This is a genomic window from Luteibacter anthropi, assembly GCF_023699965.1.
Taxonomy (GTDB): Bacteria; Pseudomonadota; Gammaproteobacteria; order Xanthomonadales; family Rhodanobacteraceae; genus Luteibacter; species Luteibacter anthropi.
Window position 1 is genome coordinate 4,561,808 of sequence record NZ_CP077072.1, and the last position, 25,151, is coordinate 4,586,958.

Sequence of the window (25,151 nt, forward strand, 5' to 3'; positions counted from 1 at the left end):
GACATTGGAGAGGCGTCACCCTGTAGGAGCGTGCTTGCGCGCGACCGGTTCTGCGGAAACACCGAAATGTTTTCGCCACCCCGGTTGCGCGCAAGGCGCGCTCCTACACGTGTGAGGCAGGCAGGTCGAAGACGCGACGCAGGTAAGCGATGTACTCGGGATCGTCGCACATGCTCTTTCCCGGTGAATCCGACAGCTTCGCCACCGGCTGGCCATTGCAGCGGGGCATCTTGATCACGATGTTCAGCGCATCCGGCCCCACGTCGTTGGTGAGGTTCGTGCCTACGCCAAACGACAGGTTGCAGCGGCCCTCGAAGTGTTTGTACAGCTCCATCACCCTCGGGATGGTGAGGCCGTCACTGAATACGAGCGTCTTGGTGCGCGGATCGACCCTGTTGGTCTCGTAATGCGCCAGCACCCGGTCACCCCAGGTGAACGGGTCGCCGGAATCGTGGCGGGCGCCGTCGAAAAGCTTGCAGAAGTACATATCGAAGTCGCGCAGGAAAGCATCCAGGCCATAGACATCCGACAGGGCAATGCCCAGGTCACCTCGATACTCGCGCGCCCATGCCTCCAATGCCGCCGTCTGCGAATCACGCAGGCGCGGTCCCAGCGACTGGAACGCCTGAAGGTATTCATGTGCCATGCTGCCGATAGGCACCAGGCCCTTGCGCATCGCGAACCACACGTTGCTCGTGCCCGCCAGTTGCGTGCCCCACTCCGAGGCCATGATGCCCAGTGCCTCCTCGTGCCATGCACGGGAGAAACGCCTGCGCGTGCCGTAATCTGCGATACGCACCTTCCCGAACCCCGGGGTATCGCGAAGTAGTGCAATCTTCGCGCGTAGCCGTGCCCTGCCCTCGTCCATGGAAAGATCCGGATGCACGCTGCGGAAGTACAGCTCGTTGACGATGGCCAGCAGCGGCACTTCGAACATGATGGTATGCAGCCAGGGCCCCGAGATGATGATCTCGATCTCCCCCGCCGCATCGTCCGAGGGCTTCACCGTGACGTACTTGGCGTTGAGATGGAACAGGCCCAGGAAATCCACGAAGTCACTGTCGATGAATCGCAGACTGCGCAGATATGCCAGCTCATCGTCCGCGAAACGCAGCGAACACAGATGATCCAGCTCTTCGCGGATGCGGCCCACCAGTGGTGCGAGATCCACGCCCGGCGTGCGGCAACGGAAACGGTATTCCACCTGCGCCGCTGGGTACTGATGCAATACCACCTGCATCATGGTGAATTTGTACAAGTCGGTGTCGAGCAGCGACTGGATAATCATGCGCTGGCGCCGGTGAGCTGGATCTGTTTTTCCACGGCCTCGACGAAGCGTTCCGTGCCCGGCCATGGGGTGATCTTGCCGAGCTTCCTGCCCCGATGAAACACGAAGAAGGCAGGAATGCCGTGCAACCCGAAGCGGGTCGCCATGGCCGGATCGTCGTAGACGTTGTCGCTGAGCCAGCGCACTTCGGGCCACTGGAAGCGCTCCGGTGTGAGCAGGATCTGTCGCTTGGCGATGTCGCAGTTGGGGCAATCGCGCCCCCACAAGAACAGGATGACGAGGCGGTTGTCGTCGGCCGCGAGATCGGCATCGAGCCCGGCGCTGGCGATGCGGGGCATCACGAAGCGCTCGAAGAACTCGGGAACGGTGGTATCGGCCATGACGGAATCCGTGAACGTGTCGGCATTCCCACATGGGGACGCCGGGAAGATAATCGAGGGTAACGCGACATATCGTCACCCGCCAGCCAACGAAGGAACCGTGAAATGCGCGCCCTGACTGCTCTTTTGCTCGCCTTGTGTGCTGCCGGCATGGCTCACGCCGGCACCCTCACCGTAGACACCGGCCACGGCGCGAAGCCGTTGACCACCGCCCAGCTGCTCAAGCGCGCCGATGCCCGCGATATCCGCGTCACGGGCGATGTCTCCTACCACGACGACCGCACCTATCGCGCCGTGCCGATGAAGGCCTTGCTGGAAGGCACGCCTGTCGATGCCAACCTCCAGTTCGTCGCGGAGGATGGCTTTGCCGCCGATATCCCCGCTGCGCTGATCCTGGATGGGCATGGCGCCGAGGCGTGGCTGGCCGTGGAACCGGATGACGCGCACTGGCCGCAACTACAGGGCAAGGATCACGGCGCCGGGCCGTTCTACCTCGTCTGGCTGCATCCGGAGGCCGGCAATATCGGACCGGAACAGTGGCCATACCAGATCGCCTCGGTGAAGGTGATGCCCGGGCCGGCTGAGCGTTTTCCTGCGATGAATCCGGCAGCGAATGCCAGTACGAAGGTGAAGCACGGTTTCGCCGTGTTCCAGCGCAACTGCATCACCTGCCACACGCTCAATGGCCAGGGCGATGCGAAGCTCGGCCCGGACCTCAATATCCCCTACAGCCCCACCGAATACCTCCAGGCAGGCTACCTGCGCAAGCTGATCCGTAATCCGCAGGATCTGCGCCACTGGCCACAAGCGAAAATGCCAGCCTTCCGCCCGGAGGTGCTGTCCGACGCCGATCTGGACGACCTCGTGGCCTACCTGAAACACATGTCCACCCACAAGCCAAAACCGTAACCTGCAGGGGCGCACCCCACGCGCGACCGCGTCGGCAGACGCACACCTGGGCCCCGAACGCAGAGGCCATGCCGGTCGCGCGCAGGCGCGCTCCTACACGGTGACGGGCACCGATGGCCGTGATTTGTAGGAGCGCGCCTCGCGCGCGACCGCGTCGGTAGACGCACAACCCGGCCCCGGCCGCAGAGGCCATGCCGGTCGCGCGCAGGCGCGCTCCTACACGGTGACGGGCGCCCATGGCCGTGATTTGTAGGAGCGCGCCTCGCGCGCGACCGCGTCGACAGACGCACGCCCCGGCCCCGAACGCAGAGGCCATGCCGGTCGCGCGCAGGCGCGCTCCTACACGGTGACGGGCACCGATGGCCGTGATTTGTAGGAGCACGCCTCGCGCGCGACCGCGTCGGCAGACGCACACCCCGGCCCCGAACGCAGAGGCCATGCCGGTCGCGCGCAGGCGCGCTCCTACACGGTGGCTAGTTCGCTGGAGGCGCGGTTGTAGATTGACATGTCGAGGATGCCGCGCTCGCGTGCGACCAGCACGGGTACCACCATCTGGCCGGTGACGTTGGTCATGGTGCGCATCATGTCGAGAATGCGATCGATCGCCACCAGGTAACCGATGCCTTCCAGCGGCAGCCCCGCCGAGCTGAGTACCAGGGTCACCATGACCGTGGCCGTGCCGGGCACGCCGGCAGTGCCGAACGAACCCAGCACCGATGCCAGCAGGATGATCAGGTATTGCGCCGGCTGCAGGTCGACGTGGAAATACTGCGCCACGAATACCGCGGAAATCGCCGGGTAAATGGCGCCACAACCGTCCATCTTGATGCTCGCGCCCAGCGGTACGGCGAAGGCGGCGTATTCCTCCTTCACGCCGAGATTGCGCACTACGCTGCGCAGCGCGATGGGCATGGCGGCGAAGCTCGATGACGAAGTGAAAGCCACCTGCATGGCAGGAAACGCCGCACGGAAGAACTTCCACGGGTTAAGGCCATGCGACAGCAGCAGGCCGCCGTAGACGACTACGATCTGCAAGGCGCAGGCGAGATAAAGCGCACCGACGAACGACGCCAGCGGCAACAGCTTCTCGAAGCCATAGCTGCCTACCAGCGCGGCGATCAGGCCGAACGTACCCAGCGGGGTGACTTCAAGCACGAAACGGGTGACCTGGATCATGCCGTCGTTCGCTTCGTTGGCGAGTTCGCGCAGCCGTGCGGATTTCTCACCGATCTTCACCAGCGCCAGTCCCAGCAGGCCGGCGAAGAAAATCACCTGGAGGATCTTGCCTTCGGACAGCGCCTTGAACGGATTGGCGGGCACGATATCAAGCAACACCTTCACCGGCTCGGGCACCTCGCGCGGTTTCCAGTCCACGGGTGCAGTGAGGCCTTCCACGCCCAGCCCCGGCTGGGTGACATGCGCCACCAGCAAACCCACCAGCACCGCGAGGGTGGCCGTGGTGGCGAACCACAGGAAGGTACGCGAGCCCAGCGCCGCGACGTCCTTGACGCCGTGCAGGCTGGAAACACTGTGCAGCACGGCAAAAAACACCAGCGGCACCGCGATCATCTTGATCAGGGTGACGTAGAGCGTGCCGAGCGGGCCGAACCACGTGGCGGCCTGCGGACCCAGCAGCCACCCGGCCAGCGCGCCGAGCACGAAACCGGCTGCGACGCGCTTCCAGAAGCGCACTCGCAGCCACGATTGAACCAGGGACATGGCATGAACCTCGCCGATGCAATGGTTCACCATACAACGCTTGCCCGTTCGGGAAACGGGTCGCTCCGAACGCTGTGTTTCCCTGTGCGAACGCCGACGACCGGTTAACCCTTGACTTCCGGCGGAACCTTGCCGCGGAGTCGCTCCAGCTCCCGGGTCCGCTCCGCGGGTGGAAGGTCGGCCAGACGCCGTACCGCGGCAAAGAACACAGGCCAGTCGCGCCCTGCTTCCGCAAAAAGCCTGGCGAAGGACGGCTTCCAGGTGTCATAGAGGCCAAAGGGCAGCAGGCGTGCATTGTTCAGCGGGCGCGACATCCAGCGGTCGTAGCGACGGTCGCCACCAGCCTCGCCATCGCGCCAGGCGAGGTAACGTCCGCGGAAATCCTCGAACTCCTCCGCCTTGGCCAACCGCTTGCCGGCATCGCTGCCCTGCCCTTCGTAGATGACTTTCAGGCGGTCGCGCAGGGCGAGCACCTGGGTGGTGAATTCGCGATCCAGCGCCTCGCCCTTGTCGTCCGGCGCAGGTAATCCTTTCGCAGCACGCCACTCGCGCACGCCTTCATCTTCCACGAAGTTGGCATACGACTCGTTGAACGATGAGTCGTTCTTCACGTAGATCTTCTGGTGGGCCAGCTCATGGAAGATGGTGCCGGCAAGCGTGTCGTCGTCCCAGCGGAGCATGCTGCTCAGCACGGGGTCGGCGAACCAGCCCAGCGTCGAATACGCCGGTACCTCGCCGACCGTCACGTCGTGACCCATTCCGGCTTCGCGGGTCGCCTCGCGGTCGGCCAGTTCCTTGCGGAAATAGCCGCGATACGCCACGCATCCTGCGATGGGAAAGCAGTGCGTCACCGGTGCCACGGAAAGTTCGGGCGTGGCGAAGACGTTCCAGGCCACCCAGGGGCGGTCGAGCGCCACGTAGTAGGTGTAGCTGCGGTTGTCTGGCAGGTCGAGATGCGCGGATGCAAAGCGGCGCGCCTCGCGTGCCAGCTCCAGCCGCCGGCGCGTGGTTTCAGGGGTCTTCGGATCGGTCACCACGGCATCGATGGCGCGGCGATGCATGATCAACGATGCCTGCCCGTTCGCCACGTGCGCGTAATAGCCGAGCGAGCGGCATCCGGCCAGCAGGGAAACAAGGGCGACGAAGGCAATGCGCATCCCGGCATTGTGCCGGGCACACACCGCCTTGTCGCCCCGCAAGGTCAGTCGCGACCGCCGCCCGTCATGCTTCGCAGCACGCCATCCCGGCGAATCAGCCCGTGCATGAGGGCTGCGCCCATATGGGCCAGGAAGGTGAGGAAGAACAGCCACGCGAGATAGCGGTGCGATTCACGTAACCAGGCGAACAGCGTCGCATCGGCAGGCAGGATCGCCGGCAGTTGCAGGCCCGCACCCAGCGTTACCGGATAGCCGCCCGCCGAAAGCATGCCCCAGCCGATCAGCGGCATGGCAAGCATCAAGGCGTAGAGCAGCCAGTGGGAGGCGTGAGCAGCCAGTTTCTGCCACAGCGGCAGATCGGCCGGCAGCGGCGGCGCCGGATGGGTGAGGCGGAACCCGAGCCTGACCAGGGCCAGCACGAAGACGGCGATGCCCAGTGGCTTGTGGATGCCCACGAGCCATTGGTGCTTCTCCGACACCGTGCTGACCATCCCTGCCCCGATGAAGAGCATGGCCAGGATCATGGCGGCCATCAGCCAATGAATCACTCGAGCAAACGGGTGGAACATCGGCTGGCCGTTCATCGCGCAGCCTCCTTCGGGGCTGCCGTGCCCGGCAGGTGGCCCTCCTCTGACGTTCGTCTGAGGTAGGACTCCGCGTATGCCGCGGATCGCGCGGCCAGCAGGGGGTCGTCCGAGACTTCGATGCCTCGCGGCAGGATGGTGGGATCGTAATTGACGTCGCGGCAGGCGCCGCTGTCCTGGGCCTGCTCGCTGTCGATCACCACCGTGCCCGCATCGACTTCCTGGCGACCATCCGGCCACACGCTGGCGGCATCGTTCACCGGATCGCCTGCGGCGGCAAAGGTCATCAGCAGCCTCCATCGCAACGGACCGGCCTTGAGGCGCTGGCGCAGGTCGTTTGCGAGGTAGTCGGTGTCGCCCGCCGCCGGGCCACCGTCGCCGGTGGATGCGGCCTCGGGCTGCACCCGCCAGCGCACCGCATGACGGACGCCCCCTGCGTCACGCAGGTAGAACGCATTGAGGCTGTTGTAGGTCTCGGTGGCGTAGCTGGCGGAGGGATGCGCCGTCTTTACCCACGCCAGGAAAGGCGTGGTTTCAGGGTGGGTCGCAAAGAAGGCCTTCATCTTCTCCGGGTCGGGCTTGCCCGTACCCGGCTGGGGATGGCTCGCCAGCTGGAGCTCGTAGAAAGCTTCGGGCGTGGACACGGGGAACACCGGCATGGCGTTCATGCCCGTGCGCCACTGCTCGCCATCGGCCAGGTCGAAGCGCAGCGCAAAGCTGCGGATGGGTGCGGAGCTGTCCGGGGCGTACGGGTTGCCGCCCGGTATGGCCAGGCGCCCCACCACCGGCGTACGGCCCGGCTGGAACAGGGGGGACGACGAATACGGCACGAGCGCACCGCTTGATTCGAAATACCCGGCCACGCAAACGCCTTTGGCGTGGTTGCGACGGTATCCTGGATGATCGCCGCCATTGGCCTGCAGAGAGTCCACGAGGCGATCGGGCGAGAGGCGGTCGGGAGCCAGCCAGCCACCCACGTAGCCGAACGCAGCGGCCGATCCGGCTACCGCAACGCCAATCAGCGCCCAGCGCCAGAGCGGATGTGGTGGGCGATGTCTCAACGGGATGTCTTGCATGGTCTGTCTCCGTCCTCACAGCGAGGCTTGCAGGGTGGGACGCACGTCCACGACATTTATTCCCTGCCCGGGGAATAATTCTTCGTGGCAGGCGTCATACCTCCATGTACCGCCCACGGCCGAGGCCCCGGCATGACTGATCCGACCATCGACGAAGCACTGCGCGCCCTGCTGCCGCGTCTGCGGCGCTTCGCCCTGTGGCTCGCCCGCGACCCGAACGTCGCCGACGACCTGGTCCAGTCCACCGTGGAGCGGGCCCTCTCGCGCTGGTCGAGCCGGCGCAAGGAGCAGAGTCTGCGCGCCTGGCTGTTTTCGATCTTGTACAGGATTTACCTCGATTCAAAACGTCGGGCGAGCCTTCATGCGCGCTTCCTGGGCTCCCTGGCCGACGAGGAACCGACCTGGCCTTCGGCCGAGCGCGTGGCGGTGGCCCAGTCCACCCTTGCCGCGTTTGCCACCCTCCCCGTCGAGCAGCGCAGCCTGCTGCTCTGGGTAACCGTCGAAGGCATGAGTTACCAGGAAGTTGCCGATATCCTGCATGTACCCATCGGCACCGTCATGTCGCGCCTTTCCCGCGCGCGCCGCGCCCTGCGCCAGCTTGGCGAGGGCACCACCACCGAATCCCCATCCCTGCGACTGCTGAAATGACCCAGACCCCTCCGAGCGAACACGACATCCACGCCTATGTGGACGGTCACCTCGACGGCCCCGAGCGGGCCGAAGTCGAGCGTTACCTCGCGCGCCATCCCGAGCGCGCCGCCGAGGTGCAGGGATGGCGCCAGGATGCCCAGCAGCTGCGCGCCCTGCTTGCGGGCGACCTGGTGCCCTCGCCTGCGCTTGATCCGGTCGTGGTCCGTGCGCGTCGTCGCCAGCGCCGGCTGTCACGCCTTTCCATCGCGGCAGGACTGGTGTTCTGCCTCGCGGTAGGCGGTATCGGAGGCTGGTCGGCACGCGGCATGGGCCGGGGTGCCGTTGCACCCATGGCCGACGCCATGCAGGCCTACCGCCTGCTGGCGGTGGACCACGGGCTGGGCATGGACATCACCACGGGCAACGAGAACGACCTGCGAGCCTGGGTGGCAGGTCGTGTAGGCCCTACGGCGCAGTTGCCGGACCTCACCGACGCCGGCTTCCGCCCGATGGGTGGCCGGCTGTTCGCCACGGACCAGGGGCCGGCAGCCATGGTGCTTTACGACGATGGCGCCGGGCATACCGTGAGTTTCTATGTGCGTCCGCCGGGTGCCGCGCGACACCTGCTACAGCGCGGTGAGCGCGAGCAGGACGGCCTGCTGGCCGATTACTGGTCGCATGACGGGCACAACTACGCCGTGGTGGCGCTGGCCGATGCGGCCGGCCGCGCGGCCGTACAGCGGGTGACCGGCCGGTCGATCTGACCGGGGTCACCCCGCCGGGAGCGACTCAGCGTCGCTCGTGCAATTCGCCGGACGACAATTCCAGCGTGCGGTCCATCTTCCCGGCCAGGCGGGAATCATGGGTGACCAGTACGAAGCTGGTGCCGATCTCGCGGTTGAGTTCCAGCATCAGCTCGTAGACGTGCGCCGCATTGGCCTCGTCAAGATTGCCCGTGGGCTCGTCACCGAGCACGCAGGCCGGACGGGTCACCAGCGCACGCGCCACGGCGCAACGCTGGCGCTCGCCGCCGGACATCTCGGCCGGACGGTGGCGCAGGCGACTGCCAAGGCCGACGCGTTCCAGCAGTGCCGTGGCCTCTTTCTGCGCCTGCGAAATCGCGACGCCGCGGATCAGCAGCGGCATGCAGACGTTTTCGAGCGCCGTGAACTCGGGCAGCAGGTGATGGAACTGATAGATGAAGCCGAGCGAACGATTGCGCTCGCGACCGCGCTCGGCATCTGACAGATCGGACAGCACGCGGCCATTCACTTCCACCGAACCCGCAGTAAGCGTGTCGAGACCACCGATGATGTGCAGCAAGGTGGACTTGCCCGAACCGGACGCACCCACGATGGAAAGCGTTTCGCCACGGCGCAGGCTGAAGTTCACATTGGAGAGCACGCCCGTGCGCAGGTCGCCCTCTTCGTAGACCTTGGCGACACCGGTGGCGCGCAGGACGATGTCGTTGGAATCATTCATAGCGAAGTGCCTGGGCGGGCTGCGTGCGCGAGGCGCGCCATGCCGGGTAAAGGGTGGCAAGCAGCGAGAAGAGGAAGGTCACCAGCACCACCCAGCCCACGTCGGACCAGAGCAGCTGGCTGGGCACTTCGCTGATGTAGTAGACGTCGGGCGAGAGGAACTGGCGCCCCGTGAGGCCTTCCACCCACTTCACGATGGCCGGCAGGTTCGCGGACAGCAGGCAACCGAGCGCCACGCCGAAGAAGATACCCACCACGCCCACGAGCACGCCCTGCACCATGAACATGCCCATGATGCTGCGCGGCGTGGAACCCAGCGTGCGCAGGATGGCGATGTCGGCCTGCTTGTCGGTCACCAGCATCATCAGCATCGAGATGAGGTTGATCACCGCCACCAGCACGATCAGCGAGAGGATGATGAACATCACCTTCTTTTCCATCTCGGTCGCGCGGAAGAAGTTGGCGTGGGTGTCCATCCAGGTTTCGACGCGGTACGACTGGCCCAGCTTGTTGACCAGCTGCTGGGCGACCGGGAAGGCCTCGGTCAGGTCGTCGAGTTTCAGGCGGATACCCGTGGGACCGTCGAAGCCGTTGAGACGTTCGGCGTCCTGCATGGAGATGAGCGCCAGGTTGGCGTCGTATTCCTGGATGCCCAGTTCGAACAGGCCGCTGACCGTGAAGCTGCGCAGCTTGGGCATGGCGCCCATCGGCGTGGCGGTGAACTGCGGCACGACCACGGTGACCTTGTCACCCTTGTTCACGCCCAGCGACAGCGCCAGCTCGCGACCCAGCACGATGTTCCAGCTATGGTCGGTGAGGTCGCCCATGCTGCCTTCGACCATGTGCTTGTCGATATCGGACACCTGCGGCTCCAGCGACGGCACCACGCCGCGGATCAGCGCACCGCCGGAGCGGCGCGCCTGCAGGAAGGCCTGGATCTCGACATAGGGAGCGGCACCGCGCACGTGGCCGATGCTGCGCGCGGTATCCACCGCCTTCTGCCAGTTCTGCACCGTTTCATCGATGCCCGACACGGTGACGTGCGAGACCGCGCCCAGGATGCGCGTGCGCAGCTCGGACTGGAAGCCGTTCATGACCGACATCACCGTGATCAACGCCGTGACGCTGATGGCGATGCAGATGATCGAGACCGTGGAAATGAAGGAGATGAACTGGTTGCGTCGCTTGGCTCGCGTGTAACGCAGGCCAACGAAGAGTTCGAGGGGTCTGAACATACCTGTCGTAAAGCACCTTGTAGGGAGAGGGCCGCCACGAAAGGCACGCACCGCGCGGCAGATTGCCCGATGCGGCCGCATCCGGCAAGGTCGCCACACCCGGCCGTTCAAGCCCCGGCAGGCCTTGGACCCTGCCCCAGCCTCACGCGCAGGCGGCGGCGATCCTCGGCGTGGGAGTTGTCGCCCATCAGGAAAACCGTAGTGCGACGACCCTGCCAGCGGAGCCGAAGCGCTACCTGGGTTCCGACCACGCGCGAGCCCGACAGTTCGGCCGGAAATGCCTCGCCATGACGGTCGATGACGGCCCAGGCGCCGTCCGAGGCCCATTCCAGCAGCGCCAGGGGCGAGTCACGGACACCGCGAACGCGATATTCGCCATGGCACAGCAGGGCCACGCAGAGGGACACCTTCAGGAGCCACGGAAGGCCGGAAAGCAGTGGAGCCAGGGATGCGACAAGGATGATCGCCCGCAGGATCAGTGCGAGGCGGGCCGAATGCCTGATATCAAAGGTTATGCCGCGATCGGATCTCATCGATGATGGCCTGCCAGTCGTCCCGTGGGGAACGGGCATGACCCATCACCCAATCCCAGAGATCGGGATCCTGGACGTCGAGCAGTTCATCGAATGCCAGCCGCGCCGGTTCGCCTGCGTGGGCGAAACGCTCGTCGAGCCACCAGCCGAACAGGCGGTCGAGCTCGCGGGTGCCGCGGCGGGTGCGCCAGCGGAGGCGTTTGAGGCGAGCGTCTTCCATAGGAGGCCTGTGTAGGGACCTGCGCCCCGGATAATTCCCTGTAGGAGCGCGCCTGCGCGCGACCGGTGATACGTGGATCTACATTCTCGCGGAGGATGTGGATATATCGTATCTACCGGTCGCGCGCAGGCGCGCTCCTACATGTTTCGTCGGGCGCCCGGATATGCCGGAAGCCCATATGACACGTAGGCGCCCGGGTTATGCCGGAGGCCCATATGCCACGCAGGCGCCCGGTTTATGCCGGAGGCCCATATGACACGCAGGCGCCCGGGTTATGTCGGGCATCCCGTCTCGTCAGGCACCGCGGCGCTGGACGATCAGCTTCTTGATTTCCGCAATCGCCTTGGCCGGGTTCAGACCCTTCGGGCAGGTGCGGGCGCAGTTCATGATCGTGTGGCAGCGGTAGAGCTTGAACGGATCTTCGAGGTCTTCCAGGCGGTTGCCCGTGTCCTCGTCGCGGCTGTCCACGATCCAGCGGTAGGCCTGGAGCAGGATGGCCGGACCGAGGTAACGGTCGCCGTTCCACCAGTAGCTCGGGCACGAGGTCGAGCAGCAGGCGCAGAGGATGCACTCGTAGAGACCGTCGAGCTTCTTGCGGTCTTCCGGCGACTGCAGGCGCTCCTTGTCGGCGGGCGCCGGGCTCTGCGTGCGGATCCATGGCTTGATCGAGGCGAACTGCGCATAGAAGTGCGTCAGGTCGGGCACGAGATCCTTCACCACCGGCATGTGCGGCAGCGGGTAGATGCTGATCGTGCCGCTGCCGCACTCCTCGATGGAGCGCGTGCAGGCCAGCGTATTGGTGCCCTGGATGTTCATGGCGCACGAGCCGCAGATACCTTCGCGGCACGAGCGACGCAGCGACAGGGTCGAGTCGATTTCGTTCTTGATCTTCAGCAGGGCATCGAGAACCATCGGGCCGCACGTGTCGAGATCCACCTCGTACGTGTCGGTGCGCGGGTTCTTGCCGTCATCCGGCGTCCAGCGGTAGATCTTGAAGGTGCGCGTATTCTTCGCGCCCTTCGCCGGGAAATGCTTGCCGGCCGTAATCTTGGAATTCTTGGGTAGCGTGAACTCTGCCACGATTGCCTCTCCGGTCCGGTATCAGTAAACGCGCTTCTTCGGCGGCACGACTTCGACGTCGTCCGTCAGGGTGTACATGTGCACCGGGCGGAAGTCGAAGGTGGACTTGCCTTCCTCGTCGATCCACACGAGCGTGTGCTTCTGCCACTCGTGGTCGTCACGATCGGGGAAGTCCTCGCGGGCATGGGCGCCGCGGCTTTCCGGACGCTGTTCGGCCGAGTGCATGGTGGCGACGGCCTGGGCGAGCAGGTTGGACAGCTCGAGGGTTTCGATGAGGTCGGAGTTCCACACCAGCGAACGGTCGGTGACCTTCACGTCCTTGAACTTCGAGAACACGTCGGAAATCTTGCTCGAACCTTCCTTCAGCGTTTCGCCCGTGCGGAACACGGCGGCGTCGTTCTGCATGGTCTTCTGCATCTCGGCGCGGATGGCGGCCGTCGGCGTATTGCCGTTGGCATTGCGCAGCGCGTCGAAGCGACCCAGCACCTTGTCCAGCGCGTTGGCCGGCAGGTCGGGATGCGGCGTGCCGGGCTTCACGACCTCGGCGCAGCGGTTGGCCACCGCACGGCCGAAGACCACCAGGTCGAGCAGCGAGTTGGAACCCAGGCGATTGGCACCGTGCACGGACACGCAGGCCGCTTCGCCGATGGCGAACAGGCCCGGCACCACGGAATCCGGGTTGTCGTCACGCTTGGTGACCACTTCGCCGTGATAGTTGGTGGGGATGCCGCCCATGTTGTAGTGGACGGTCGGCAGCACCGGGATCGGCTCCTTGGTGACGTCGACGCCCGCGAAGATGCGCGCGGACTCGGCGATACCCGGAAGACGCTCGTGAATGACCTCGGGACCGAGGTGCATCAGGTTCAGGTGGATGTGGTCCTTGTTGGGACCCACGCCACGGCCTTCGCGGATTTCGATGGTCATGGCGCGGCTGACGACGTCGCGCGAGGCGAGGTCCTTGGCGTTCGGGGCATAGCGCTCCATGAAGCGTTCGCCTTCGGAGTTGGTGAGGTAACCACCCTCGCCACGCACGCCCTCGGTGATGAGGCAGCCTGCACCGTAGATGCCGGTCGGGTGGAACTGCACGAACTCCATGTCCTGCAGCGGCAGGCCTGCGCGCAGCACCATGCCGCCGCCGTCACCCGTGCAGGTGTGGGCCGAGGTGGCGCTGAAGTACGCACGGCCGTAACCGCCGGTAGCCATGACCACGGCGTGGCCGCGGAACAGGTGCAGCGTGCCTTCGTTCATATCGAGTGCAAGGACACCACGGCAGACGCCGTCCTTGTCGAAGATGAGGTCGATGGCGAAGTATTCGATGAAGAACGTGGCGTCGTGCGCCAGCGCCTGCTGGTAGAGCGTGTGCAGGATCGCGTGGCCCGTACGGTCGGCCGCGGCGCAGGTGCGCTGCGCGGTGCCCTTGCCGTAGTGGGTGGTCATGCCACCGAACGGACGCTGGTAGATCTTGCCTTCCTCGGTACGCGAGAACGGCACGCCATAGTGTTCGAGCTCGATGATGGCCGGGATGGCCTCACGGCACATGTACTCGATGGCGTCCTGGTCACCGAGCCAGTCGGAACCCTTGATCGTGTCGTAGAAGTGGAAGCGCCAGTCGTCTTCGCCCATGTTGCCGAGCGCCGCCGAGATGCCACCCTGCGCCGCCACGGTGTGCGAGCGGGTCGGGAACACCTTGGTGATACAGGCGGCCTTGAGGCCCTTCTCGGCCAGGCCGAAGGTGGCGCGCAGGCCTGCGCCACCGGCGCCGACCACGATCACGTCGTACTTGTGTTGTTGGACCTTGTAGGCTTCCATTGATCAGCTTCCGAGCGCGATGCGCAGCACGGCCAGCACGCCCATGAGCGCGGCGAGTACGGCGATGAACTTGATGACGATGAGCGAGCCCACTTCGAGCCAGCGCGTGTGGACGTAGTCCTCGATGACAACCTGCAGGCCGAGCACCGCATGGCGGAAGGCCGTCACCACGAAGGCGATCAGCAGCACCGCGTTCCAGGGCTTGGCCACCGTGGCGCGGGCCGTGGCGTAGTCGGCGTGCAGCAGGCCGAGCACCATGATGAGGAACCACACAGTGAGGAACACGAGGGCGAGCGCGGTGACGCGCTGGAGCATCCAGTGGTGGACGCCGTCCTTCGCGGAACCGAGGCCGCGGGCGCGGGCGAGCGGGTTGCGCAGGTCCTTGCTCATGCGTGGCCTCCGGTGAGCACGAAGGCCCAGACGATGACGGTGAGCACGATGGCCGCGATGACCGAGATCCAGCTGGAGCGGACGAAGCTGGAGATGGCGTAGCCCTTGCCCGTGTCCTGCACCAGGTGGCGGATACCGTTGGACAGGTGGTAGAAGAACGCGAGGGTCCAGCCGACCAGGACGATCAGGCCCAGCGGGTTCGAGGCGCAGGCGGTGAAGGTGGCGTAAGCCTCTTCGCCGGCAGCGAGGGCGGCAAGGCCCCAGACGATGAGCAGGCTACCGACGGCAAGGATGATGCCGGTGGCGCGATGCAGGATGGAGGTGGCCATCTGCACTTGCCATTTGTAGACCTGCAGGTGGGGTGAGAGCGGTCGTCCCGTTTGTGCCATGGCGGCTATCCTGGATTGGAATCGCTGATGCCCAACCGTCCCATCCTCGCCTTCCGATCAGAAGTCGATGCAACGTCCGTTCTTTTCCCAATCGCCGTAACGCGTGGGGTCCAATGGCGCTTTCTCCTTCCCTGCCTCGCCGTTCGTGGGGACGTTCGGCGCCAGGGGCGGCTTCGCCGGAGAAGAATCGTTCGCGTCTTTGGGCTCGGAGGAATGGTCGGACATGGTTATAAAGCCCTAAAAGCGTAATACCTGTGCCATCGCAGCACAACCTTCAGGTTGCTGAAGGGGGTTGGCTTGGCCTTGGCGCGACCGTATATCTTACTCCCCTCCCCGCCATTTCGCCCGCCCATGCCGAGCCGTACCACTTGCACCATCACCCTCGCTGGCGCGGACGCGCCGGGCTTCGCGAGCGCCCAGTTCAGCAGCGATGTCCTGTCGCTGGGTGTCGGCCAGTGGCAGTGGAGCGGGTGGCTGGACCCCAAGGGCCGGGTCCGCACCCTGTTGCAGGTTGCCCGCCTCGAAGACGATCGCTTCATCGTGGTGCCTCGCGGTGGCGATGGTGAAGCCCTGGCTGCCGACCTGCGCCGCTTCGTCTTCCGCTCGAAGGTGAAGCTCACCGTATCCACGCCCCTTCACATCGCCGATGGCGATGCGTTCGACGACATGCATGCCACTGAACTCGACGACGGCACGCTCGTGCTCGGAGAAGGCGATGCGTCATTACATGTAGGTGCACGCGATGACGGCGATGCATGGCTCACGCGACATATAGAACGTGGATATGCATGGCTACCTGACGATGCGTTGAATGCATTGCTGCCACCGGCACTATCCATGGAACGATTGAACGCCGTCGCGTTCAACAAGGGATGCTTTCCAGGACAGGAGATCGCAGCACGCCTGCATTACCTGGGTGGTCACAAGCGACACCTGCGCGTAGTGGAAAGCGAACAACCCGTTCAGGAAGGAGAATCGCTGCGCATAGACGGACGCGAAGCTGGCATCGTACTGATGAGCAAAGATTTCGCATCGAAGCATCTGTCGTTGGTAGTACTCGACGACACATTGTCGCAGGCGGAAACTATTGAAAAGCACGAGGCGCGACTTCACGTGATATCCACGTTCGACGCATGATTCGTGCGTGATTTCGCGATCACCAGCGCAAAATCTCATTCCTGATGGCATGTGAGCCGAAGCTGAACCGTGCCGCATACGCACTTGCACAAAACGTGATGCGCCACTAGGCTCCGCCGATCCATTCTCGTGGCCATGGTGTGTCTCCATGGTTACACCCGCGACGATCCGTCGACGATGACGGTTCTGGCGCGACCCGGCGAACGCCGGAGGAACAAGCCACGCATGGCCCCTGCCATCGCGTTGTATGCCGTCGGAGCCGCCGCCCTTGCGAAGCCGCTCCCGCCTCGGCACACCCCATGCCGGGCGACTCCGGACAGTCGCCCAGTACAGTCACAGTGTGTGACGCCCGAACCATCCGCCCCATTCATATCCGCGGATGCAATCGGTTGATCCAGGTAGTAACGGCCTGCCCGCCCGTCTACCGCTCATACGTCTCCCAAGGTTCTTTCCAAGGCCGCAAGTGACGGAAAAGCTCGTTGGAGGCAGATACACATGAAACTTTCCGCTTTGCTCTGGATGGCGTCCGTCCTTCCGAGCCACCTCTCCGACCAGACGTGCCTGGCGACGACGGTGTACCTTGAAGCACGCAGCGAACCCACCATCGGCCAGTATGCCGTGGCGGAAGTCGCCCTTCGCCGCCGTGATCGCGGCATGGGTGGCAACAATGTCTGCGAGGTCGTGTCCGCGCCTCGCCAGTTCGCCATCACCACCACGCCAAAGGATTTCGAAGTCACCGACCTCGTTGCATGGACAAAGGCATGGAAGATCGCCGGCGATTCCATCAACAACTGGAGCCTGCCGAAGGGTGAGCGACTGGTCTACGTACCGCAGGCGGATCATTTCGCCACGGTCGCCGTCGCACCGGCATGGTCGAGCAAGCGAGTCGTTCGCAAGATTGGTGACCACGCGTTCTACGCCGTGAACTGACCGATCGATACAACTTGCGGGGAAAAGGAATCTGAGCGGGCAGCTTGAGATTCCCGGGAAAAGGGGCCCTCGGACGAGGGTCTTTTTTTGTCTGCGATATTTGCATCATCAATCAAGTGAAAAACAAAAGGCCCGCTTTCGCGGGCCTTTTGTTTAAGACGGCTAGACGTCTATACGATCAACGACGGAACACCTGATCACCACGAATTTCCACGTAATCGCCGCGACGCAGCTGCGGATCGTTACGCTGGGTTACCGTCGCCGAGCGCCCGTCGTCAAGACGGATGCGAACACGGAATGCCACGTCCTCGCCGTTGTTCTTGCCGACCTGGTTGCCGACAAAGCCACCGACGACGGCGCCACCCACGGTAGCCGCGGTGCGCCCGTCACCCTTGCCGATGGTGCTACCCAGCACGCCACCGGCCACCGCACCGATCACGGCACCCAGCGGCGACGACTGGCGATCCGAATAAATCTGCTCCACGTCCTGCACCACACCGCACTGCTGGCATCCGCGCGGCGGACCGGAATAAACGACGCGTTCCTCGCGATAAACCCTGCGTGGCTGCTCATAGCACGCGGTAAGCGACAGCGTGGCAAGCGCGGCGACCACGATGCCGAGCTTCTGGACGATGGTGTGCATAGGGGTACGTCCTGGATAAGGGGTCGATCAACGGGCGTCGGAAATGACCGAGACGCCTTCCTGTACTTCGACGCGATCGCCCGGGTCGTGATCCATGCGGACCGAGCGGGTCACACCGTTGTATTCGTAGCGCACGTCATAGGCGACGATGCGGTCACCGCTGCTGCCAGCCACCGTGTTGCACTTGCGGACGGTGCTGGTAACGGTATTGGTTTCCTGGCGGCGCTCCTGGATTTCGTGGCCGGCATAACCACCACCGATGGCACCTGCCACCGTGGCCAGCGTGCGGCCCTTGCCGCCGCCCACCTGGTTACCCAGCAGACCACCGGCGACGGCGCCGATGGCCGTACCGGCGATCTGGTGCTCATCCTTGACCGGTGCGCGCCGCGTCACCACTTCGTCGTGGCACTCGCGCTGCGGCGAGGAAGCCGCCTCGCGGACCGGGTCGACGCTGACCACGCGGGCGTACTTCGGGCCCGGCGGCGGCGGCGCAGCGATGGGGGCCGCTGCCGGGGCGGCTCCGGGGGCGCTTCCCGGGGCGTTGGCCACGTCGGCGTTCGCATCGCGATTACAGGCGGAAAGGCCAAATACCAGCGCCGCGCCCAAACCGATGTTCAGGACGGAAATCTTCAACCTGCTCATACCCTACTCTCCGATAAAAGGTCTGCGACCCGATGGCGCTCGAGCCCCATCACCCGGTGGTCGCCTCGGTCACATTTGACAGTCGTCAAACTGAACGAGACCTTAGACTCCCCGCTCACGATTCAGCTACTCATTACCCACATGCCTGACCTGATCGACACTCATGCCCACCTGGACGACCACTCGTTCGATGCTGACGGTGACGCCATGTTCCAGAGGGCTCGCGATGCCGGCGTGAGGCGCTGGATCGTACCTGCCATCGACCGGGGAAACTGGGAGGCCGTCGAGCGTTTGTGCAGGATGCGTGAAGGGGCTCATCCAGCGTACGGGCTGCATCCGCTATTTACGGCTGGGCATCATGATACCCACATGGACGAACTTCCCTCGTGGCTGGATGGCAAGGGAGCCGTAGCCGTCGGGGAAATCGGGCTCGACTTCTACGTGGAAGGACTCGATCCGGCACGGCAACGTGCGCTGTTCGAGCGGCAACTGCATATCGCGAAGGAGCACGACCTGCCGGTGATCATGCATGCACGCCGGGCGTTCGAGGAAACCATCCACACGCTGCGTCGCATCGGTGGTTTGCGTGGCGTGATTCATAGCTTCTCGGGCAGCGAAGAGCAGGCCCGGCAGTTGTTTAGCATGGGCATTCATATCGGCATAGGGGGGGCCGTTACTTATGATCGAGCCAACCGAATTCGTCGCACAGTGGCATCAATGCCGCTGGAATGGCTTCTACTCGAAACCGATGCGCCAGATCAACCCGGCGCCCACCATCACGGGCGCCGGAATGAGCCCGCATTCATCGTTGACGTCTTGGATACTGTCTCAAAGCTGCGAGATGTGCCGATCGAGGAGATTGCGTCAACTACTACGGCCAACGCAATTCGCCTTTTCAATCTTTAGCGGCTACGTACACTTCACGATTCCTTTTAAGAAAGAGGAACCGCAAGGTAGGGAATGTCAACTGAGACAGGAGCGCCCACCCGCTTCGCTACAATGTGAAATGCACCCGGAGCACCGGTACCAACCCAAAGGGGTGCGGCCAGCCCCGCCTCTCCGATTTCATTGCATTTGCTGTAGTGGATCGCCGGAAATCCGGCAAACACAAGAAATGAACCGGTGGGGTCATCCTCAGGTACCCCAAAGGCCACTTCTCCATAGCTCACGGGATCGCCTTTTTCATCGAGCACACGAACCACCGCCTCTACAAAGTGGACATCTCCTGAAGGAAATGCCTGATTCCCTCCACTAACCAGTTCAATTCTTGTCGGCGTCTGCTTTGATATTTCGATCCTAAAATCCGCATAAACGCCGTCATTGCCGTTCAACTCTGCAGCCCGAATTATCACACGCCCTGGGTTCAGGCCAAGCCGGAGCGGCTCCATGATGATCGCCAGCCCTCCTTCAAAGGTCTCGCAAAAAGTACTTTCCAAAGGGGAAGGGATTCCTTCAGCAATAAATCCCGTACCTGTGGCATCAGGATCAATGACACGAAAAACAATACCTACGCCTTCCAGTGGGTTCCCTTGCTCATCCAGGACGCGAACGATGATCTGATTGGTTTGCTGGCCACGGTCTGCCTTCGTATCCGCCCACCTGCCAAGTGCTTCAATCTTGTGCACTTGTGCCGCTCCCCCTGACCGTCCCCACGGTGCATTGGCGATCTGCTGCAAAATCGTCGGAGATACGGTGACTTTCCGATTACTTTCTTGTCGCTTATTCATGATTTTCCCTCCTGCGCTGTGATTCAATCCTCCGTGCAACCACGGTACAGGCGACGCCATCAGGTCCACAAGATATTCGCTTTGCACTTTCAGTGAATTCGATATCTGTATTTGGCATGAGCAGCGCAACCATATGATCAAAGGGAAGATACTCCTCACCCCGGTTTTGCTCGCACTAAGCTTTTTCAAGAGCGCGCTTGGCGCGACCAGTCATGGCAAACGTTCGCGTGGGCGAGTATTGCGAAGAGCTTTGCGCGCAAGCGTGTTCCCACAAGGGTAAGTCCGGGCACTTGCCGGCCCTGCCCGCCGCTTGTTAGCCTAATAGTTCACCAGCGAACTATTAGCCAGCGTAATGTCTAGTCTGAAGCCATGCGTTGACGCCCTTTACGAGGGGGTCGACCGGGTCGCCGGGAATATCCCAGGCATGCCCAAATGCGAAGTCCTGCTCATCCGCCTGCTCCTGCTGACGGGGGATGCCCTGAATCGCGAGATTGAGGCACGCCTCAAGCCCTTCGACATGAATGACAGCGATTTCCGCACGCTCATGATGCTGTATTCGTCGGTGGACGGCAGTTCCACGCCCAGCGAGCTGTGCTCCCTGGCGGAGCAGAAGCCCACCAACATGACGCGGATCACCAACCTGCTGGCCAAGCGCGGCTTCATCACCCGCTCGCACGCGGTGCATGACCGCCGCCAGGTGATGCTGAAGATCACCCCGGAAGGCAGCCACTTCGTACGCACGCTGCTGCCGCCCATGTTTCCCGCGTTGATCGAGAAATTCGCCTGTTTCAGTACCACCGAGCGGAAAACCTTCGAGCGCTTGCTCAAGAAGCTCGCCCTGCATATCGACACTGCGGAATCACCATGATCCCCTCCCTCCTGCGCCCCACCCTGCTGGCTGGCGTCGTCGCCCTGTCGCTCGCGGCCTGCCACGTGCCCGCAAAGATCGACCGGCCCGCCCTGCGGGCTGACGTTCCGCTCGCAGGCCTCAGCACCAGCAACCGTCCCGGCTGGCCTGACGCCCAGTGGTGGAAAGCCTATGGCGATCCGCAGCTCGACACGCTCATCGACATGGCACTGCGCGGCGCGCCCGATCTCGCCCAGGCGAAAACGCGCGTCGACAGCGCCCAGCAGAACATTCGCGTCGCCGCCGCGCAGGCCGGCCTGCGCGTGAACGGCAGTGCACAGGTCGAGCGCCAGCGCATGAGCGAACACGGCCTCATTCCGGCGAAGTTCCTCGGCTTCACCTGGTACAACCAGGCCGACCTCGGCATCCAGGTGAGCTACGACTTCGACTGGTGGGGCAAGAAGCGCTACGCCATCGAAGGCGCCATCGACAGCGCTCGCGCTGCCGAAGCGGAGCGTTCGGCCGCTTCGCTTTCGATCCAGTCCGTAGTGGCCGACACCTATTTCGGCTGGCTGGCCGACGAGGCCCGCGTGGCCCTGGCCGACAAGCTCATCGCCGCCCGCGAACGTGCCCTGCGCATTGCCGAACTGCGGGTGAAGCAAGGCGTCGATGTACCCGATACCGTGCAACAGGCCCGCGCCCAGCTGGCCGGCGCCCGCCAGCAGAAGGTCGCCTTGCAGGGCTCCGCCGATATCCGCCGCGCCTCGCTCGCCACCCTGGTCGGCGTGTCGCCCTCCCAGCTTCCCCCGCTTGAGCCACGCGCATTGCCGGACGTTGCCCCCGGCCTGCCCAGTGACATCGGCAGCAACCTGATGGCGCGCCGTCCGGATATCGCGGCCAGCCGCTGGCAGGTCGAAGCCGCCCTGCGCAACACCGATGCGGCGCGCGCGCAGTTCTTCCCTGACGTGAGCCTCAAGGCGATGGCCGGCCTGTCCAGCATCGACATGGACAAGGTGTTCTCCGGCAGCAGCCGCGTATTCTCGCTGACGCCCGCCATCAACCTGCCGATCTTCGAAGGGGGCGCACTGGAAGCCGCGCATGGCGTGAGTCGCGCACAGCTCGACGCCGCCGTGGCGCAGTACAACACCACCGTCGTTTCCGCCGCACGCGATGTCGCCACGCAGGCACTCAGCGCCGAACAGCTGGCTGGCCGCCGGCAGCAGCAAGCCGACCAGGCGGACGCCACCGACCGCCTGCTTGCCAGCGCGCAGGCCCGCGCCAAACGTGGCGTGCGCGACGACCGCGAATCCCTGGAAACCGAAGCCAGCGCCCTGCAACAGCAGGACGCCGCCGTCGACCTGCACGGCCAGGCACTGTCCACCGATGTCGCCCTGATCAAGTCACTCGGCGGCGGCTACCGCGCCGAGTCCACCACCGCTTCTTCCAACCCTTCCACGCCCAGCACCGACGGAGCCCAGAGCCCATGAGCGCCACCACGACCGATACGCCGCAAGCGCCACAGGAAAGCGGCAATGCGCCGAAGGACAAGCGCAAGCGGACGCGCGCCCTGCTCATCGCCCTGATCGTCCTCGTGCTGGCGGCGCTGGCATGGTTCCTTCTGTGGCTGTTCGTGTTCTCTACCCGCGAGACCACCGACAACGCCTATGTGGGCGGCAACCAGGTGGGCATCTCCGCCCAGGTGCCCGGCATCGTCATCGGCGTATACGCCGACGATACGCAGCGGGTGAACGCGGGCCAGGTGCTCGTGCGCCTCGACCCCACCGACGCGGACGTAAGCCTGCGCAAGGCCAGCAGCTCGCTCGCCGAAGCTGTCCGCCAGGTGCGCCAGCAGACCCAGTCCTCCGCCAGCGCGGATGCCGGGCTCGCCGCACGCCGCCTCGACCTGAAGCGCGCACAGGACGACCTCAAGCGCCGCCTGCCGCTGCTCGCCGAGAAGGCCGTGGCGCCCGAAGAAGTGCAGCACGCCCGCGACGCGGTGGACAGCGCACAATCCGCTCTGGAATCCGCCCAGCGCCAGGCCGATGCGGCCCGCGCCCTGGTCGATGGCAGCGACATCGAGAACAACCCGTCCGTGCTCCAGGCGCGCGCCAGCTTCCGCCAGGCCTGGATCGCCTCGCAGCGCAACGCCATCCTCGCGCCCATCGATGGCTACGTCGCTCAGCGCAGCGTGCAGGTGGGCAACAGCGTGCAGCCCGGCCAGCAGCTGATGACCGTGGTGCCCCTGCACGACCTCTGGGTGGATGCCAACTTCAAGGAAAGCCAGCTGCGTCATGTACGCATCGGCCAGCCGGCGAAGATCGAGGCGGACATCTACGGCGGTGGCGTGGAATACCACGGCAAGGTGATCGGCCTGGGCGCCGGCACCGGCAGCGCGTTCTCGCTGCTGCCCGCGCAGAACGCCACGGGCAACTGGATCAAGGTGGTGCAGCGCGTGCCCGTGCGCATCGCGCTGGACCCGAACGACCTCGACAAGCACCCGCTGCGCATCGGCCTGTCCACGGCGGTGACGGTGAACATCACCGACGACAAGGGCGACGTGCTGGCGAAGTCGCCCAGCGACAAGCCGGTCGCGCAGACCAACGTATACGACGACGTGGCCGCCAAGGCCGATGCCGCCGCCGACGCCATCGTGCGTGACAACCTAGGGACGAACGTGCCTTGAGCGACGCTGCCGCCATGCCCGCGCCAGCCGGGCCCAAGCCGCTGCAGGGCGGCCCGCTGGTCCTGCTGACGATTGCCGTCGCGTTCTCCACCTTCATGGAGATCCTCGACATGACGATCGTCAACGTCGCGGTGCCGCACATCGCGGGCAGCCTCGGCGTGAGCTCCAGCGAAGGCACCTGGGCGATCAGCTCCTACGCGCTCGCCAGCGCCATCATGCAGCCGCTCACGGGCTGGCTGGCGCGGCGCTTCGGCGAGGTGAAGACCTTCTGCTTCTCCGTGGCCCTGTTCGTCGTGTTTTCCATGCTGTGCGGCCTGGCCACCAGCATGCCGATGCTGGTGATCTTCCGCCTGTTGCAGGGCGCAGGCTCGGGCCCGATGGTGGCGCTGTCGCTTTCGCTGCTGCTGGCAAGCTACCCGAAGACAAAACAAGGCATGGCGCTGGCCATGTGGGCGATGACCGTGGTGGTGGCGCCGATCTTCGGCCCCATCCTCGGCGGCTACCTCACCGATAACTTCTCCTGGCCGTGGATCTTCTACATCAACGTGCCGGTGGGCGCGGCGGCGGGCTTCGTCACCTGGTCGATCCTGCGTCATCGCGAAACCAAGACGGTGCGCGCGCCGATCGACTCCGTGGGCCTGCTGCTGCTCGTGGTCGGCGTGGGTTCGTTGCAGTTCATGCTGGACAACGGCAACGACCACGACTGGTTTGCCTCGCCGATGATCCTCACCTTGGGCCTGATCGCCCTGGTGGCGCTGGTGTTCCTGGTGATCTGGGAGCTTACGGCGAAGCATCCGGTGGTAGACCTGTCGCTGTTCGCCCGGCGCAACTTCGCGGTGGGCGTCACCGCACTGTCGCTGGGCATGCTCGCCTTCTTCGGCATCAACGTGGTGTTCCCCCTGTGGCTTCAGACCACGCTGGGCTACACCGCTACCTGGGCCGGCCTCGCGACGGCACCGGTGGGCATCCTCGCCTTCCTCGTCTCGCCGATCATCGGCCGCAACATCCAGCGCCTGGAACTGCGTGCCGTGGTGACCTTCGCCTTCCTGGTGTTCGCCTTCACCTCGTTCTGGTTCGCCGGCTTCAACAGCGGTGCCTCGTACGCGTCGCTCGTGCTGCCCCGCTTCATCATGGGCATCGCCATCGCCTGCTTCTTCATTCCGCTCAACCAGATCTTCCTGTCGGGCCTCAACCCGGACCAGATCGCAGGCGCGTCGGGCCTGGCCAACTTCTGCCGCACGCTGGCATCGAGCGTCTCCACGGCCATCACCGTGACGCTGTGGCAGCACCGGGGCGAGTTCCACCATGCCTCGCTCACCGAGTACGTCACCCAGGCGTCGCCCGCCGCCACGGCATACACGCAGCGGCTGTCCACCATCGGCATCCAGGGCAAGCCCTCGCTGGCGGTGGTCGACCAGGTGCTCAACCGCGAGGCGCTGACCCTGGCGGTGAACGACGTCTTCTGGGGCTGCGCGATCCTGTTCCTGCTGCTGATTCCGGTGCTCTGGCTGGCCAAGCCGCCGTTCGGCAACGCCGGTGGTGCTGCCGCACATTAAATCGGCATTAATTGAATCGATCTAAATGTGGTTTGTGAAAACGGCAAGGCAATACCATGACTTGCCGTAACTGGTGCGTCGCAATACCTCGTGTTACTTTTCGCCG

The 25,151-nt window shown here is 64.4% G+C and carries 28 protein-coding genes; 10 read left to right on the top strand and 18 right to left on the bottom strand.

Annotation, left to right across the window (positions count from 1 at the left end; all coding sequences use genetic code 11):
* Positions 1 to 103: 103 nt before the first annotated feature.
* Together pncB and KR767_RS19285 are read right to left on the bottom strand one after the other, a co-directional pair.
* Positions 104 to 1,288, bottom strand: coding sequence for a nicotinate phosphoribosyltransferase (gene pncB / locus KR767_RS19280; protein WP_250877469.1), 1,185 nt, complete (start codon positions 1,286 to 1,288; stop codon positions 104 to 106).
* Positions 1,285 to 1,668, bottom strand: a complete 384-nt coding sequence (locus KR767_RS19285) for a thioredoxin family protein (protein ID WP_250877470.1) — start codon at positions 1,666 to 1,668, stop codon at positions 1,285 to 1,287. The genes pncB and KR767_RS19285 overlap by 4 nt, the downstream gene beginning before the upstream one ends.
* Before the next feature lie 105 nt (positions 1,669 to 1,773).
* Between KR767_RS19285 and KR767_RS19290 the strand changes: the two genes are divergently transcribed.
* Positions 1,774 to 2,577 (top strand): cytochrome c, encoded by an 804-nt coding sequence (locus KR767_RS19290; protein ID WP_250877471.1) that lies wholly within the window; start codon positions 1,774 to 1,776, stop codon positions 2,575 to 2,577.
* Positions 2,578 to 3,039: 462 nt separating this feature from the next.
* On the opposite strand, the gene KR767_RS19295 is transcribed toward KR767_RS19290, so the two are convergent.
* The 4 genes from KR767_RS19295 to KR767_RS19310 form a co-directional block, all read right to left on the bottom strand.
* Positions 3,040 to 4,296 carry a dicarboxylate/amino acid:cation symporter gene (locus KR767_RS19295; RefSeq protein WP_166949093.1) on the bottom strand — a complete coding sequence of 419 codons (1,257 nt, stop codon included), beginning with the start codon at positions 4,294 to 4,296 and terminating at the stop codon, positions 3,040 to 3,042.
* A 104-nt stretch (positions 4,297 to 4,400) separates the two neighbouring features.
* The gene (locus KR767_RS19300; protein WP_250877472.1) at positions 4,401 to 5,453 is read right to left on the bottom strand and encodes an aminopeptidase; all 1,053 of its coding nucleotides are present in this window, start codon (positions 5,451 to 5,453) and stop codon (positions 4,401 to 4,403) included.
* A gap of 44 nt (positions 5,454 to 5,497) precedes the next feature.
* Complete coding sequence (locus tag KR767_RS19305; protein WP_166949090.1) at positions 5,498 to 6,037, bottom strand: cytochrome b; 540 nt, start codon at positions 6,035 to 6,037, stop codon at positions 5,498 to 5,500.
* Positions 6,034 to 7,113, bottom strand: a complete 1,080-nt coding sequence (locus tag KR767_RS19310) for a catalase family peroxidase (protein WP_250877473.1) — start codon at positions 7,111 to 7,113, stop codon at positions 6,034 to 6,036. Before KR767_RS19310 ends, KR767_RS19305 begins: the two co-directional genes overlap by 4 nt.
* Positions 7,114 to 7,245: 132 nt before the next feature.
* On the opposite strand from KR767_RS19310, the gene KR767_RS19315 reads away from it, so the two are divergent.
* Positions 7,246 to 7,761 carry a sigma-70 family RNA polymerase sigma factor gene (locus KR767_RS19315; protein ID WP_250877474.1) on the top strand — a complete coding sequence of 172 codons (516 nt, stop codon included), beginning with the start codon at positions 7,246 to 7,248 and terminating at the stop codon, positions 7,759 to 7,761.
* Complete coding sequence (locus KR767_RS19320; RefSeq protein ID WP_166949085.1) at positions 7,758 to 8,507, top strand: anti-sigma factor family protein; 750 nt, start codon at positions 7,758 to 7,760, stop codon at positions 8,505 to 8,507. Before KR767_RS19315 ends, KR767_RS19320 begins: the two co-directional genes overlap by 4 nt.
* A gap of 25 nt (positions 8,508 to 8,532) precedes the next feature.
* Here KR767_RS19320 and lolD read toward each other — a convergent pair whose 3' ends face one another.
* From lolD to KR767_RS19365, 9 genes are all read right to left on the bottom strand, one after another.
* On the bottom strand, positions 8,533 to 9,225 hold the full coding sequence (gene lolD / locus KR767_RS19325) for a lipoprotein-releasing ABC transporter ATP-binding protein LolD (protein ID WP_166949084.1): 693 nt from the start codon (positions 9,223 to 9,225) through the stop codon (positions 8,533 to 8,535).
* Positions 9,218 to 10,459, bottom strand: a complete 1,242-nt coding sequence (locus KR767_RS19330) for a lipoprotein-releasing ABC transporter permease subunit (RefSeq protein ID WP_166949082.1) — start codon at positions 10,457 to 10,459, stop codon at positions 9,218 to 9,220. Before KR767_RS19330 ends, lolD begins: the two co-directional genes overlap by 8 nt.
* A 107-nt stretch (positions 10,460 to 10,566) precedes the next feature.
* A complete protein-coding gene (locus tag KR767_RS19335) occupies positions 10,567 to 10,992 on the bottom strand; it encodes a hypothetical protein (protein ID WP_250877475.1) in 426 nt (141 codons plus the stop codon).
* The gene (locus KR767_RS19340) at positions 10,964 to 11,212 is read right to left on the bottom strand and encodes an FAD assembly factor SdhE (protein ID WP_250877476.1); all 249 of its coding nucleotides are present in this window, start codon (positions 11,210 to 11,212) and stop codon (positions 10,964 to 10,966) included. Before KR767_RS19340 ends, KR767_RS19335 begins: the two co-directional genes overlap by 29 nt.
* 294 nt (positions 11,213 to 11,506) lie before the next feature.
* Positions 11,507 to 12,292: a succinate dehydrogenase iron-sulfur subunit gene (locus KR767_RS19345; RefSeq protein WP_166949078.1), complete on the bottom strand. Its 786-nt coding sequence runs from the start codon at positions 12,290 to 12,292 to the stop codon at positions 11,507 to 11,509.
* A gap of 21 nt (positions 12,293 to 12,313) precedes the next feature.
* Positions 12,314 to 14,101 (bottom strand): succinate dehydrogenase flavoprotein subunit, encoded by a 1,788-nt coding sequence (gene sdhA, locus KR767_RS19350; RefSeq protein WP_250877477.1) that lies wholly within the window; start codon positions 14,099 to 14,101, stop codon positions 12,314 to 12,316.
* 3 nt (positions 14,102 to 14,104) lie between these two features.
* Entirely contained in the window at positions 14,105 to 14,491 is a 387-nt protein-coding gene (sdhD, locus tag KR767_RS19355) for a succinate dehydrogenase, hydrophobic membrane anchor protein (protein WP_250877478.1), read from the bottom strand.
* Positions 14,488 to 14,880 carry a succinate dehydrogenase, cytochrome b556 subunit gene (gene sdhC, locus KR767_RS19360; RefSeq protein WP_166949073.1) on the bottom strand — a complete coding sequence of 131 codons (393 nt, stop codon included), beginning with the start codon at positions 14,878 to 14,880 and terminating at the stop codon, positions 14,488 to 14,490. The genes sdhD and sdhC overlap by 4 nt, the downstream gene beginning before the upstream one ends.
* 57 nt (positions 14,881 to 14,937) lie before the next feature.
* On the bottom strand, positions 14,938 to 15,105 hold the full coding sequence (locus KR767_RS19365) for a DUF1674 domain-containing protein (RefSeq protein WP_166949071.1): 168 nt from the start codon (positions 15,103 to 15,105) through the stop codon (positions 14,938 to 14,940).
* Between the two features lie 126 nt (positions 15,106 to 15,231).
* On the opposite strand from KR767_RS19365, the gene ygfZ reads away from it, so the two are divergent.
* Both ygfZ and KR767_RS19375 read left to right on the top strand, forming a co-directional pair.
* Positions 15,232 to 16,017, top strand: coding sequence for a CAF17-like 4Fe-4S cluster assembly/insertion protein YgfZ (gene ygfZ, locus KR767_RS19370; RefSeq protein WP_250877479.1), 786 nt, complete (start codon positions 15,232 to 15,234; stop codon positions 16,015 to 16,017).
* Positions 16,018 to 16,512: 495 nt separating this feature from the next.
* Positions 16,513 to 16,947, top strand: coding sequence for a cell wall hydrolase (locus tag KR767_RS19375; protein WP_166949068.1), 435 nt, complete (start codon positions 16,513 to 16,515; stop codon positions 16,945 to 16,947).
* A 178-nt stretch (positions 16,948 to 17,125) separates the two neighbouring features.
* Here KR767_RS19375 and KR767_RS19380 read toward each other — a convergent pair whose 3' ends face one another.
* Positions 17,126 to 17,590 carry an outer membrane lipoprotein gene (locus KR767_RS19380; RefSeq protein ID WP_166949066.1) on the bottom strand — a complete coding sequence of 155 codons (465 nt, stop codon included), beginning with the start codon at positions 17,588 to 17,590 and terminating at the stop codon, positions 17,126 to 17,128.
* 27 nt (positions 17,591 to 17,617) lie between these two features.
* Positions 17,618 to 18,232 (bottom strand): glycine zipper 2TM domain-containing protein, encoded by a 615-nt coding sequence (locus tag KR767_RS19385; protein ID WP_250877480.1) that lies wholly within the window; start codon positions 18,230 to 18,232, stop codon positions 17,618 to 17,620.
* A 141-nt stretch (positions 18,233 to 18,373) separates the two neighbouring features.
* Between KR767_RS19385 and KR767_RS19390 the strand changes: the two genes are divergently transcribed.
* Complete coding sequence (locus KR767_RS19390; protein WP_250877481.1) at positions 18,374 to 19,138, top strand: TatD family hydrolase; 765 nt, start codon at positions 18,374 to 18,376, stop codon at positions 19,136 to 19,138.
* A gap of 26 nt (positions 19,139 to 19,164) precedes the next feature.
* Here KR767_RS19390 and KR767_RS19395 read toward each other — a convergent pair whose 3' ends face one another.
* Entirely contained in the window at positions 19,165 to 19,959 is a 795-nt protein-coding gene (locus tag KR767_RS19395) for an Ig-like domain-containing protein (protein ID WP_250877482.1), read from the bottom strand.
* 424 nt (positions 19,960 to 20,383) lie between these two features.
* Here KR767_RS19395 and KR767_RS19400 point away from each other — a divergent pair, with 424 nt between their 5' ends.
* From KR767_RS19400 to KR767_RS19415, 4 genes are read left to right on the top strand one after another with little or no spacing between them, the layout of a single operon-like run.
* Positions 20,384 to 20,827 (top strand): MarR family winged helix-turn-helix transcriptional regulator, encoded by a 444-nt coding sequence (locus KR767_RS19400; RefSeq protein WP_250877483.1) that lies wholly within the window; start codon positions 20,384 to 20,386, stop codon positions 20,825 to 20,827.
* Positions 20,824 to 22,293, top strand: a complete 1,470-nt coding sequence (locus tag KR767_RS19405) for an efflux transporter outer membrane subunit (protein ID WP_250877484.1) — start codon at positions 20,824 to 20,826, stop codon at positions 22,291 to 22,293. Before KR767_RS19400 ends, KR767_RS19405 begins: the two co-directional genes overlap by 4 nt.
* Positions 22,290 to 23,489, top strand: a complete 1,200-nt coding sequence (locus KR767_RS19410) for an HlyD/EmrA/EmrK family protein (protein WP_166949058.1) — start codon at positions 22,290 to 22,292, stop codon at positions 23,487 to 23,489. Before KR767_RS19405 ends, KR767_RS19410 begins: the two co-directional genes overlap by 4 nt.
* 14 nt (positions 23,490 to 23,503) lie before the next feature.
* Complete coding sequence (locus tag KR767_RS19415) at positions 23,504 to 25,045, top strand: DHA2 family efflux MFS transporter permease subunit (protein ID WP_250879189.1); 1,542 nt, start codon at positions 23,504 to 23,506, stop codon at positions 25,043 to 25,045.
* The last annotated feature ends 106 nt before the right edge of the window (positions 25,046 to 25,151 follow it).